Here is an 11,536-nt window from a genome sequence, read left to right as displayed (position 1 = left end):
TCACAGGAAAGGAGCCTGTATCCCGGCTTTATTCCCTGCTGCAAAGGCCATACAGGCGGCAGGTCTTTCGATTACCGGCGTAAATATTTTTTACAGCTGTTTTAAATATCCCGTGAATTTGCCGCAATTTGCAGTCAGAAGAAAAATCTTCCTACCTAAAACGCCGATCGATGACCCAACGTATCCTGTTCCTCACTGCCATCTTATTTTCGTTCAACCATTTGTTTGCGCAGCAACAAACGATCAGACGTATTGATTCGCTGCTGCATGCGCCGTCTCAGACACCCTTCAATGGGGTAGTGGTGCTAAGTACCGGGGGAAAGGTGTTTTATAAAAAAGCAGCCGGTTATGCGAATTTTGAGCAGAAAAAAATGATTACCGGTGAAAGTGAATTTATTATAGGGTCTATCAGCAAACAGATTACAGCCGTGCTGGTATTAAGGGAACTGGATAAAGGACGTTTGCGGCTGGAAGATCCCATCCGCAGATACCTTCCCCGGCTGACGGAAAAATGGGCTGATACCGTGACCATCCACCATCTGCTGACGCATACGCATGGTATTACAGCGCTGGATAAACCACTGGCATTTAAACCCGGTAGCCGCTTTCAATACGGTTATATCAGTTATGACCTGCTATCGCAGATCGTAGAGAAAACATCCGGCCAGTCTTTCCCGGACCTTTGCAATGCATTGTTCAAGATGTGTGGTATGCAACATAGTTCGCATCCCCGGGGTAGATCCTACAAGAATCTTTGTAAGGGATATGCACTTGAAAATGGGGAGCGGAAGGAAGAACCTGCTTATCTGGATGTGTTTGCCGCTGCCGGCGGACTGATATCTTCCGGAGAAGATCTGGTGAAGTGGAATAATAATTTACACGGCGGGAAATTGCTGGCAGATACGACGTACCGGCTCATGATCAGCCCAAAGGAAAATGCCTTCCGTGACCATGCTATTTTAGGGACGATCGATTACGGGTACGGTATAACGATCCCACATCAGTCCAGCGTGCCTGAACTGGGCGTAACAGGAGTGGCACAGGGCTTTATATCTATGGATATGTACTTCCCTTTTACAAAGACAAGTCTGGTGGTATTGGAGAATATCGCCACCGATATGCAGGAACTGAAGAATAGTTTTTATTACCACGAACAGCTATTGAAGATAGTAAGGGCGGCACAGTAAACAGCCCTATTCCTCTTTCTTTTGCGCATGCTCCGGACAATCCAGCCGGAGCGTATCAGCTACCAGCGGAATACGCAGCAGGTTGCAGAAGTGCTTATTGCCACTGCCGGAGTAATGTATACAGCTGAAACACATCCGCTGCGTCGTGATAATTTGTTCGCTATGCAGGTGGAAGATAAGATGGAGCAGGACTGTTTTCAGACCAGTTTTTTGTGTGTCGGGCAACTGACCAATATATTTAAGCAGGGTATTGGCAAAGCCACCTGCAGATTCCGCGATCCTTTTTCCTGCTGCTGTTAACCTCAATATCTGTGCACGGCTGTCAGCCGGATTATCTTTTTTAACAACCAGCTTCTTTTCTACCAGCACTTTTATGACATCGCTGATTGTTGCCTTGGTGACATTGAATTCTTTGGACAGATAAGTCACAGTGGCCATTGCATCATCATGGGTGTGCAGGAAGATCAGTGATTGTATCTGTATCGGACTCAAACCGTGTTCCTTTGCCTGTTCCCACAGCATCACACGGAAGGATTCGCCTACCCGCTCAAGCGCTGCAACGATTAAAGCATCATTGGATGAATTCTGTACATCCGGATTGAACGGTATCGTGTTTGTATTACTCATCGTTTGTATAACTGGATACTTCCTGCATAGCCGGTCAGGCATTGCAGGAGCGTAGTTGGTCGTATGTAATTTATCCGTCGGAATACCGGCATGATCGGTCGGCTGTATCTTACACAGAGATGCGGGTAAAAGACCCGCATCTCCGGAGAACACCTGTATCCTGATATCCTTTTACGAGGGATAAAAATACACTCTTTAGTTATTACATCCCTGCATTTCTATAATGGAATATCCCTGACGGTCAATATCGGCTACCACATTGTCATCTGCTTCTTCAATATGACAGAAACGGCATTCACTGGTGCTGAGTGCTTGCCCTTCCTGTCCCTTCTGTGCCAGATATTCGCGTCCGTAGGTATGTATCTTTTCTGCGTCTTTAAGGTCAGCAGGGACTAATATATCGAAGTGCATAACAGCACCGTTTTTCTTCTGGACATAAGTGTCGAAAACTGAAACTCTCATGATTGTTATTTTTTTATGGTAGTAAAAGGAACGCAATACGCTCCTTTTACTATTATGTGATAGTTTATTTTACCTGATAAGGAAGAGACAGATTTTTAGAAAGTACGCTATATACTTTGTATACGCCGAGCATGGGCATATTGCTGCCTTTTATATGTTCACTGCCTTCTCCTGTTACTACCTGCATGTAGGCGGCTACTGCGTCGTATTTAAAATTAGTCTTGAAACGTACTCTGTAATCGGGTACCACAATCCTGATCGCGTTACCTTCAGTGACTACCTGAAAACCCGGAGAGTCCATATACATTGGCATACCGGGATTGGTCTTCGGCAATACAACTGATTTATCCGCAGGATCAAACTCTTTTACAGATAGTCCGCCGGGAACACGTTTATCTTCCACTAATACCACCCAGTGAGGATGCCATACGATCTTATCATTGCTATAATTGCCATCGCCGTCTTCATCCCATAATGGTGTGTCGTCAAAGTCAGGGTGAGCAGTCAGCGCCAGTGCAAGGATGCCGGCTGTTTTGCTGAATCCCACGTCTTCCGGACTAAGCGTAGTAGGGAATACATAACCATCTACCGGAGCGCCATTCATCTTACCGGCAGGCTTTGATGTACTCTTACCAGCCTGTCCTTTAACGATGATCTCAAATTCAAGTTGTCCCCATTTCTTATTGTGTGTAACACTGGCGGAGATGATCTTATAATCTGCTTCATTGACAGTGGATGTTGGCCTTTTACAGGAATCACAATCCGGTGCGGCAAAAGCGGATAATATAGTGAAAAGAACCAGTGCTGCTGTAGCTGTGATGTTTTCATGATGCTATTAATTAGTGTGATTGATTTTGATAATTCAAATATAGGTAGGATTCCTAACAATGTGTTTATCGGAGTTTTCTATCCGGATATAGGAAGGCTCTATATCTGTTAAAAAGAGGGATGAATGTATCTGAAAATCCAAACTGAAGTCATTTACGTAGTGGCAGTTAAAACGGCTGCAAGGCGGCTATTGCTCATATCAGTAGTGAAAATTTCTTTTATGTTTTTAAATCCGCACATATTAATTCCCCGTATCTAATCATGTACCGGTTTTAGCCAATAGCATTGTACAGACTAACTCACTAAAACCGATAAGGAAGCAGATATAATATACATGCCGGTAATCCTGTCAGTGCACATGCACAGGACCTCACGTTAATTAATCAAGACCTTTTATGATCACGAAAAAACTAAAGCAGATCCTGCTATGGGCCGGAGGTATATCCTTGTGTCTCGTAGTAGTGCTTGCGGTGCATATCTATATGGTAACGCGCCCCAAGCCACCGGGTGCTAATACCCGTATCATGGCCAGAATAGACATCAGGCAGGATATTTCGCAACAGGATGCGGATAAGATAGCTGCATGGTTGTATCAGCAGAACGGTGTGGACAGAGTGATGGTTAATCCGGCTACTGATATAGTAGTGTTTACATTCTTTCCCGTGAAAACCAGTGCTGGTAGTATTGTCAGCAATTTCCAGACAGCCTTTCACTATCCTGCACAACGTTATTTACCCAGCGAGGAAGAGATGAAAAGCGGTTGTCCTGCCATGGCGCAGTCATTCACCACAAAGTTATCGGGTGTGTTTAAACATATTTTCTAACGGCTAATCAATATTATCATATGAAAAAATCAGCGTGGTTATTTATGCTCGGGCTTGTTGCCTTCGTCGGACTAATGGAATCCTGTAAGAAAGACGATGATGCCCCCATGGTTACAAAAATGTCCCTTTATGATTCCCTTGGTGGTTCCGCCATGGTGAACGATCCTGCCAATGCCGGCATGAAGATCGAGCAAGGCAGACTCGGTATCCGTTCTGTGGTGGATAGCGCCATCTTCGTGATCGCAGGTGATGCAAAGATCAATGGCTTCTTTACAGTGCTGCTGGCAGAAGTGACTACTGGCAACACCAGTGGTTTCGAAAGACTCAGTAAAAATCTGACAGATTTCATCTGTGTCGCTACCGGTGGAAAAAGCTTTACTTATGGTGGGCTGAATATGAAAGACGCACACGATCCTGTTAAGAATCCGCGTATGAATGGAAAAGCTTCCAATGCAGATTTCGACGCCTTTATCGCTGATCTGGTTGTTGCTGCAAAAAAGAATGGTTTGTCTGATCAGCTGATTGGTCAGGTAGGCGCTTTGGTAGAGACCCTGCGACCAGTAGTGGTGCAGAAGAGTTAATCAATCGGGAACGAGAGAGACAATCGCCGACAGATGAAAATATAGAACGTCTGGAAAAAGAAGTATAACATATAACTCTCAGATTATTCAGGGCTTCCGTCGAATGACGAAGCCCTGAGTCAGTTGAACATAACCATGCCATCCATAACGGCTATCGTCAGCATCATGCTCATAACCATCCTTATAACACTCCGCCGCATTCCTGATTGCTAATTCTTTTTTTTCCATCCGACTACTATATCCTAACTTCATCCGTCACTAAGAACGTCTATGCATTTACATTTGTTTGATGAACTCGTTTACACCAAACGCAGACAAAAGCTCTCCGCTAATGTCGGAAAAGGTCTTATTCTCCTGATGGGAAATGACGACAGCAGTATGAACTACGCGGATAATACTTATCCTTTCCGTCAGGACAGCACTTTCCTTTACTATGCAGGTATTGATATAGCCGGACTGGCACTTGTACTGGATACTGAATCCGGAGAAGAAATACTTTTCGGAAGAGAGGCAGGGATTGATGATATCATCTGGACAGGTCCTTTACCTTCATTACAGGATCTGGCTCAGAAGGTAGGTATTGCTAAGACAACACCTTATGCGCAGCTGGGCGAAGTCTTGAAGAAAGCAAAAGATACCGGACGCCGGATACACATTTTGCCTCCTTATCGTCCGGAGAATAAGATTAAACTGGCCGAATGGTTGCAGCTGTCTGTTGCGGGTTTACAGGAAGCCGTATCTCTGGAACTGATCAAGGCAGTGATCACACAACGTGAATGCAAAGATCCGGATGAAATAGCGGAGATGGAAGCAGCAGTTTCAGTGAGTGTGGATATGCATTTGGCTGCTATGAAATATACCAGACCCGGTATGAAGGAATATGAAATCGCAGCAAAAGTAGAAGAAGCGGCATTAGCAGCAGGTGGACGTTTATCTTATCCTACTATTCTGACGATCAATGGTCAGGTATTACATAACCACTTCCATGGCAATCAGGTAGCTGAAGGACACATGATACTCTGTGATGCCGGTGCAGAAACAGCGATGCACTATGCAGGCGACCTGACAAGGACATTCCCTGTAGGAAAACAGTTTACTACCCGTCAGAGGGAAATGTATCAGGTAGTACTGGATGCACTGGACCATGCAGCAGATCTGCTGAAGCCCGGCATTCAATATAAAGAAGTACACACGCAGGCATCTGTTAAACTGGTGGAAGGTCTGAAAGCGATCGGATTGGTAAAAGGAGATCCTGCAGAAGCAGTAGCAGCAGGTGTACATACCTTGTTCTTCCAGTGTGGTCTCGGACATATGATCGGATTAGATGTACATGATATGGAAGATCTGGGCGAACAATATGTAGGTTATTCCGATACACTGAAAAAAAGTACGGAATTCGGTTGGAAGTCCCTGCGACTGGGCCGTGAGCTGAAACCGGGTTTTGTACTGACAGTTGAACCGGGCATTTATATTATTCCGGAATTGATAGATCGTTGGGTTGCTGAGAATAAACTTAGTAACTTTGTTGATTATAACACGCTCGCAAGCTATCGTGATTTTGGTGGTATCCGTATAGAAGATAACTTTGTGATTACGGAAACAGGTAGCAGGAAGTTAGGTAAAGAGTTGCCAAAAACAATCGCAGCTGTCGAAGCGTTAAGACAATAGACTACAGACTAACCCATATATTATATCGTAAAGGAGTCCGCCGCCGGCGGACTCCTTCTTTTTACAGGTGATAGATTGGCGGTATCACGGGCGATGTAACAACGGAATACGTTCAGCAACGGTCGTCGGACTAACACAAGCCATTACAACCAGTATCAATGCAATGACATTGGCTATTGTACGGATAGTATGCAGATATATCCATGGCTGCTCAAATTTAATCCGCATGTCTGCAAGATCAGTAACGCTTGCCGCAGACAAATTAAAAGCGTCCAGCATATTGTTCAGCGGTACATTGCCAAACATCGTCACGCCAAAAGTGCCTCCCAGATATACAATAGATGCCAGCAACAAGAGCCAGAAGAGGGGAGATAACACGGGGCCGTATTGCAGATAAGTACACAAGGGGAGCAATAACACAGTACCCATAAAACTCAGAAAGAATACAGGGTTTAATATGGCCCTGTTCATCTGTTGCATAGCCTCCAGATAAGTACTGTCAGATACCCGGGCCAGACCCGGAATAACAGAACAGGACCACGCGTAGAATAGGCCGCTGATCAAGGCAGTTGTTACAGCCGTAAGTATCATTATTATATAGGAGAAGGTAAACATGTGATTAGTTTTTCTGCTTGTCATATTCATAGTTTTCTAAAGCTTTTAATATAGTTGGCGATGGCTGTCATCTGATCGGGATTCATCCGCTTTTTGAAAGCGGGCATGATCCGCCTGCCATTGCTGATCTGAATGAAAATAGCACTGTCGGACAACTGGCTTTTCTGCAGATTCTTAGCCCCCAATAAGCCCCTTGTTCCATCTGTACCATGACAGCGGGCACAATGATGGTCATAAAGGGTGCGACCTTCTTCCGCAGGAGCCGTAAATGCGCTTGTCAGCAGCAGGCATAATAGAAAGAAGAGGACGATTCGTATGGACTGCATATCTTTTTTTCTCAAAATTAGGGTGGGGCAGGGGCGGAAAATAGAACAAAACCGTCAGGTATCTGTAAATGCAAAAAAGCAGTCCGCTGACGGCGGACTGCTCTCGTAATACGTCTGTGTATGTGATGTGAGAAGAAACTGATTAATATACAGTAATGGTTGGATCCCACTGGCAGTAACTCCATAATTTCTGCGTCTGCGTATCGGCATCGAATAAATAAAGACCGAATTTGATCACGAAATTCTCTGTGCCTTTAGCTTTCACAGTAGAAGTCAGTGCGTAGATGTTACGGGATTCTGTTGTTGCAGGTAATCCGTTAACGCTGCCGGAAGGGATCACACCACCTGGCAACAAAGTCTTGTTCATAACGAAAGGATTAAATACGTCGCCTGTAGGACCAAGATTTGTATTTCTTTCTATACCGTAGATGATGATAGCATCATGACCATTATTGGAAAGTGAAGATCCCCAGAAAGCTACAGTAGACTGATTCGGTACTGAGAAGGAAAGATCAGCAGTTCCCTGCTTGGATGGTTTATTCACAAAGGAGCAGGCCATTACTTCCGAGTTGTGATCAATAGGCATCGGATTGTTGGGATCGGTGCTGATCTGGGACTGATGGTTCTGATAGATGTACGCAGTGTCTACGAGGAACATTACATGGACGAGCTGGTCGTTCACATCGAGGATATTGCCCTGCGTTGCGCGACTGGTGGCTGTAGCGGTTTGAGACATAAAATGTGGTTTAAAATTATTACCTACTCTTTTTCGGCTTTTCGGTATACGCCATTTAAGATTTGTGTATGTATTGCTATATAGCGGGCAAAAGAAGGACTGTATTCCCCGGCAGGAAATAGCAGATTGCAATGGAGGCAGACAGTTCTCCTGTCAGATAGTATATTATCTGAAGATCAGAGATTGATATGCCATAGATGATCTTTTGAATGATGGAAAGGGGTGCTGCGGTGTACTATGTTTTTCATGATTGTCCTGATGATTGAGGTCTTTTGCGAATAGGAAACTGGTTATCTGAGTAATAGTGGTCTCACGGCAATAATAACAGGACGCGTGGTGTTTTGTTCGATCGTGCAATTATATTTCAGAAAATAGGTACAGGGAAAAGGACATTACTATTCTTTGGCAGGAGTAACCTCATACAATCTGTTCGCAATTTCCTGTTCAAGAGACACCGGTACAGTAGATGCTACATCACCCACCGGGGCATATCGTAATGTTTCTTCATCCCAGGCAAAAATGTATGTCTCGCTGCCATTAAAACTTACATTATAACGTTGCTCATCATTGAAAGAAAAAGGTTCCGCTTTTACCATGTATGGAACACCGTCAACTAATAAGTTAAATGATAATTTATTCATAGTTATCAATTTTCGGTTATGAACACAAGAATCAGACCTTAATGACAGCCCCGGCTGTTATCAGCGGGCTCATTACTGAATTGAGTATTGATATATTTCCTCACAGTGGCACGCAATGCGGGCCGTAATCTCAACAGGTTAATGCAGCAATATTTATACGCCCAAGGGAGATTTTTTGTTCAGTGTTACGGTATGATAATTGTTGAAGGGATTGCGCCCCTGATTTACCGGCAGACGCATTATTGAAACCATCTATCTATTCTATTTGAAAGAACTGTAGCCATTATCCGGCATCGCAGGGGAGGAATAGACATATCAACTGGAAAAACCTTTCTTACCTCAATTTTATTGGAAACACTTAAACCAAAATTTCACTCATGAAAAAATCCTTCCTACAGTTGTGCACAACTGTGACCCTGGTTGCTGCATTGTTTACTGCGTGTTCGAAGCAATCATCTGACGAAACGGTAGACCCTGCAAAGCAAGAGGGCAATGCCACTGTCAACTACCAGATTCAGGCAGTTAATCCGAGTGGTTCTATTGATGGTTCCGGGGGAGAACGCCTCGCCAGAATCATTAATGACCCGTCTGTTGCATCTTTCCCTTCTTTAAGATTTGACCTGACCTGGGATAGCATCAAAGTAAGGTTCAGGGAACTGAAATTCGCGGCTAAAAGCGGAGCAGACGAAATCAATATGAGCATTAAGACAGACCGCTTTATTGATATTCTTGATAGTACATCATTGGGCAGTATCATGCTGCCGGTCGGCAACTTTGATCATGTAAAAGTTTATTTCCGTGTGCAGGGTGACAAGCAGAAACCTGCTATCCTGATGAAAGGCCGGATCACCTGGCAGGGTAATGACATCCCTGTTGAGGTAGTTATAGTAGGTAAAATTGAATTGACAGCAACAGGCAACGATGTGGCTATCGGTGCTGATGGTCTCTCCTTTGACGGTAAACTTAAACTGGACCTGAATCTCGTAATGTCCAAACTGCAGATAGGAGACTTTACCGGTACCTTCACTGGCGGCAAGATCGTGCTGAGCATCGACGCAGATGTCGATACCAACAACAGACTATTGTCTTCTGAAGGTGGTGACATCGGTGGTATGTACATGACTTCGGTTATCTGTTCTTCCGTGCTGACCCTGTAGAAGTAGCCATCCATGGCGATACCATTGATTATGAGATCCGTATCTCTGAAGGTCCGCAGGCAACAATCAAGAAGTACGTATTGCCGGTAACGAAAAAACCAACGAGCACGTAATCCGTCGTGAATTACGTACCCTGCCCGGTGAGAAATTCAGCCGTACTGACCTGATCCGTTCTAACCGTGAGATTGCAAACCTTGGTTTCTTCAACCCTGAGAAAATCGGTATGGACCCCATCCCGAATATTCAGGATGGTACCGTAGATATCAACTATACCGTAGAAGAGAAAGCGAATGACCAGCTGGAATTATCTGCCGGCTGGGGTGGTTACATCGGTCTGACCGGTACTTTGGGTGTGACCTTCAACAACTTCTCCCTGCGTAACATCTTAAGAAAGAAACATGGGATCCTTTACCAAGTGGTGATGGCCAGAAATTATCTGTGCGTGTATCATCCAACGGTAAAGCATATCGTTCTTATAACTTCTCATTCACCGAGCCATGGTTAGGTGGTAAAAAGCGCAACCAGTTCTCTGTCAGCTTCTATAGCAGCTACCAGAACCCGAACGCTTATTCCGCTTATATATATGGTAGCACCCTGTCCAACAATGCTTATTTCAAGGTATTGGGTGGTTCCGTATCATTGGGTAAACAGCTGAAATGGCCGGATGACTTCTTCACACTGATCTACTCCCTGAACTATCAGCAGTATAAACTGAAGAACTATAACTATTTCAATATTCCAGGTTTCTCCAGCGGTACTTCCAATAACGTCAACGTGAAACTGACACTCGCCCGTTCATCTGTTAACCAGCAGATCTATCCGAGCAGTGGTTCCAACTTCATGTTGTCCGGACAGTTCACACCTCCTTACTCCTTATTTAATCCGAACAGGGACTACAACTGGAGTCTATTCGGATCAGTTTAACCTGATCGAATACCAGAATATCGTTTCAATGCGGAATGGTATGTACCATTGAGCAGACCTAAAGGTTCTGATAACAAGGTGTTCGTAATGAAAGTAGCTGCTAAATTTGGTTACATCGGCCGCTACAACAACCGCACAACATTGTCTCCATTTGGTCGTTTTGAACTGGGTGGTGATGGTCTGAGTAACTTCGCTATCTATGACCGTGATATCATCTCTCAGAGAGGTTATCCGGTGTACTATACTTCCGATCCGAGAATGAACTCAGAAACCGGACAACCAACAGGTTACGAAGGTTTCACGGTGTTCAACAAATATGTAATGGAGTTACGTTATCCGTTCAGTCTGAACCCAAGTTCTACCATCTTCGGTCTGGCGTTCCTGGAAGCAGCAAACGGTTATCGTGATGTAAGAGACTACAATCCGTTCAGATTGCGCCGTTCAGCAGGTCTCGGTATGCGTTTCTACCTGCCGATGTTTGGTCTGCTTGGATTTGACTACGGTATCGGTTTCGACCGTCTGCAGTCCGGAAATGGTCTGAAAGATGCGGCTAAGTTCACCTTCATGCTGGGCTTCGAACCGGAATAACAGGTATCCCGATTGGCATAAAAAACGCGCAGGCGTTGATATTCAGTCAGTCGTATGAGCACGGAAGTGCAGTATAATGGACCTAAAGTGGTAGTGCCGAATGATGTTAGAATAAATTTTAAATTATATATTGCAATTTCGAACCCTGGTATCAATTTGGCAGGTATTTTGAAAACGACAAGTATGAAAAAAATATCCCTCATAGCCGCCGTTCTGTTCTGTTGCACATTTACGGCTTTTGCACAGCGTTACTGCGTGATCGACACAAAGTACATTCTGGAAAACGTACCTGACTATAAAGAAGCACAGGGCAAGCTGGATGCTGTCGCAGAACAATGGCAGAAAGAAATCGATGCGAAATTCCTGGAAGTA

At 44.5% G+C, this 11,536-nt stretch carries 16 protein-coding genes; 9 read left to right on the top strand and 7 right to left on the bottom strand.

Going from position 1 to position 11,536, the window contains the following annotated elements; genetic code table 11:
• The first annotated feature begins 170 nt into the window (after window positions 1-170).
• The gene (locus tag FEF09_RS21930) at window positions 171-1,187 is read left to right on the top strand and encodes a serine hydrolase domain-containing protein (RefSeq protein WP_146307090.1); all 1,017 of its coding nucleotides are present in this window, start codon (window positions 171-173) and stop codon (window positions 1,185-1,187) included.
• 6 nt (window positions 1,188-1,193) lie between these two features.
• Here FEF09_RS21930 and FEF09_RS21925 read toward each other — a convergent pair whose 3' ends face one another.
• The 3 genes from FEF09_RS21925 to FEF09_RS21915 form a co-directional block, all read right to left on the bottom strand.
• Window positions 1,194-1,967 (bottom strand): MarR family winged helix-turn-helix transcriptional regulator, encoded by a 774-nt coding sequence (locus FEF09_RS21925; protein ID WP_261387661.1) that lies wholly within the window; start codon window positions 1,965-1,967, stop codon window positions 1,194-1,196.
• 42 nt (window positions 1,968-2,009) lie between these two features.
• Window positions 2,010-2,276, bottom strand: a complete 267-nt coding sequence (locus tag FEF09_RS21920) for a DUF2024 family protein (protein ID WP_146307088.1) — start codon at window positions 2,274-2,276, stop codon at window positions 2,010-2,012.
• 64 nt (window positions 2,277-2,340) lie between these two features.
• On the bottom strand, window positions 2,341-2,880 hold the full coding sequence (locus FEF09_RS21915; protein WP_261387660.1) for a hypothetical protein: 540 nt from the start codon (window positions 2,878-2,880) through the stop codon (window positions 2,341-2,343).
• Window positions 2,881-3,499: 619 nt separating this feature from the next.
• Between FEF09_RS21915 and FEF09_RS21910 the strand changes: the two genes are divergently transcribed.
• From FEF09_RS21910 to FEF09_RS21900, 3 genes are all read left to right on the top strand, one after another.
• The gene (locus FEF09_RS21910; RefSeq protein WP_146307086.1) at window positions 3,500-3,928 is read left to right on the top strand and encodes a hypothetical protein; all 429 of its coding nucleotides are present in this window, start codon (window positions 3,500-3,502) and stop codon (window positions 3,926-3,928) included.
• Between the two features lie 20 nt (window positions 3,929-3,948).
• A complete protein-coding gene (locus FEF09_RS21905) occupies window positions 3,949-4,509 on the top strand; it encodes a group I truncated hemoglobin (protein WP_146307085.1) in 561 nt (186 codons plus the stop codon).
• Between the two features lie 270 nt (window positions 4,510-4,779).
• Window positions 4,780-6,177 carry an aminopeptidase P family protein gene (locus tag FEF09_RS21900; protein ID WP_146307084.1) on the top strand — a complete coding sequence of 466 codons (1,398 nt, stop codon included), beginning with the start codon at window positions 4,780-4,782 and terminating at the stop codon, window positions 6,175-6,177.
• A gap of 84 nt (window positions 6,178-6,261) precedes the next feature.
• Here FEF09_RS21900 and FEF09_RS21895 read toward each other — a convergent pair whose 3' ends face one another.
• From FEF09_RS21895 to FEF09_RS21880, 4 genes are all read right to left on the bottom strand, one after another.
• On the bottom strand, window positions 6,262-6,816 hold the full coding sequence (locus FEF09_RS21895; protein ID WP_261387659.1) for a DUF1772 domain-containing protein: 555 nt from the start codon (window positions 6,814-6,816) through the stop codon (window positions 6,262-6,264).
• A gap of 2 nt (window positions 6,817-6,818) precedes the next feature.
• Window positions 6,819-7,118 carry a c-type cytochrome gene (locus FEF09_RS21890; RefSeq protein ID WP_146307083.1) on the bottom strand — a complete coding sequence of 100 codons (300 nt, stop codon included), beginning with the start codon at window positions 7,116-7,118 and terminating at the stop codon, window positions 6,819-6,821.
• A gap of 142 nt (window positions 7,119-7,260) precedes the next feature.
• Window positions 7,261-7,854, bottom strand: coding sequence for an inclusion body family protein (locus FEF09_RS21885; protein ID WP_146307082.1), 594 nt, complete (start codon window positions 7,852-7,854; stop codon window positions 7,261-7,263).
• 395 nt (window positions 7,855-8,249) lie between these two features.
• Window positions 8,250-8,495: a hypothetical protein gene (locus FEF09_RS21880; RefSeq protein WP_146307081.1), complete on the bottom strand. Its 246-nt coding sequence runs from the start codon at window positions 8,493-8,495 to the stop codon at window positions 8,250-8,252.
• A 377-nt stretch (window positions 8,496-8,872) separates the two neighbouring features.
• Between FEF09_RS21880 and FEF09_RS33420 the strand changes: the two genes are divergently transcribed.
• From FEF09_RS33420 to FEF09_RS21870, 5 genes are all read left to right on the top strand, one after another.
• Complete coding sequence (locus FEF09_RS33420) at window positions 8,873-9,652, top strand: hypothetical protein (protein ID WP_261387658.1); 780 nt, start codon at window positions 8,873-8,875, stop codon at window positions 9,650-9,652.
• A gap of 79 nt (window positions 9,653-9,731) precedes the next feature.
• Window positions 9,732-10,157, top strand: a complete 426-nt coding sequence (locus FEF09_RS33415) for a POTRA domain-containing protein (protein ID WP_315898177.1) — start codon at window positions 9,732-9,734, stop codon at window positions 10,155-10,157.
• Window positions 10,091-10,576 carry a BamA/TamA family outer membrane protein gene (locus FEF09_RS34890; protein WP_409994873.1) on the top strand — a complete coding sequence of 162 codons (486 nt, stop codon included), beginning with the start codon at window positions 10,091-10,093 and terminating at the stop codon, window positions 10,574-10,576. The genes FEF09_RS33415 and FEF09_RS34890 overlap by 67 nt, the downstream gene beginning before the upstream one ends.
• Window positions 10,577-10,624: 48 nt before the next feature.
• Window positions 10,625-11,164 carry a hypothetical protein gene (locus FEF09_RS34885; RefSeq protein WP_409994872.1) on the top strand — a complete coding sequence of 180 codons (540 nt, stop codon included), beginning with the start codon at window positions 10,625-10,627 and terminating at the stop codon, window positions 11,162-11,164.
• Between the two features lie 183 nt (window positions 11,165-11,347).
• Window positions 11,348-11,536 (top strand): OmpH family outer membrane protein (locus FEF09_RS21870; protein WP_146307080.1); only part of this gene is annotated, 189 nt, incomplete at its 3' end.

This window comes from Chitinophaga pinensis (genome assembly GCF_007896845.1).
Lineage (GTDB): Bacteria > Bacteroidota > Bacteroidia > Chitinophagales > Chitinophagaceae > Chitinophaga > Chitinophaga pinensis_C.
This window is presented reverse-complemented; position numbering and strand designations above follow the sequence as displayed.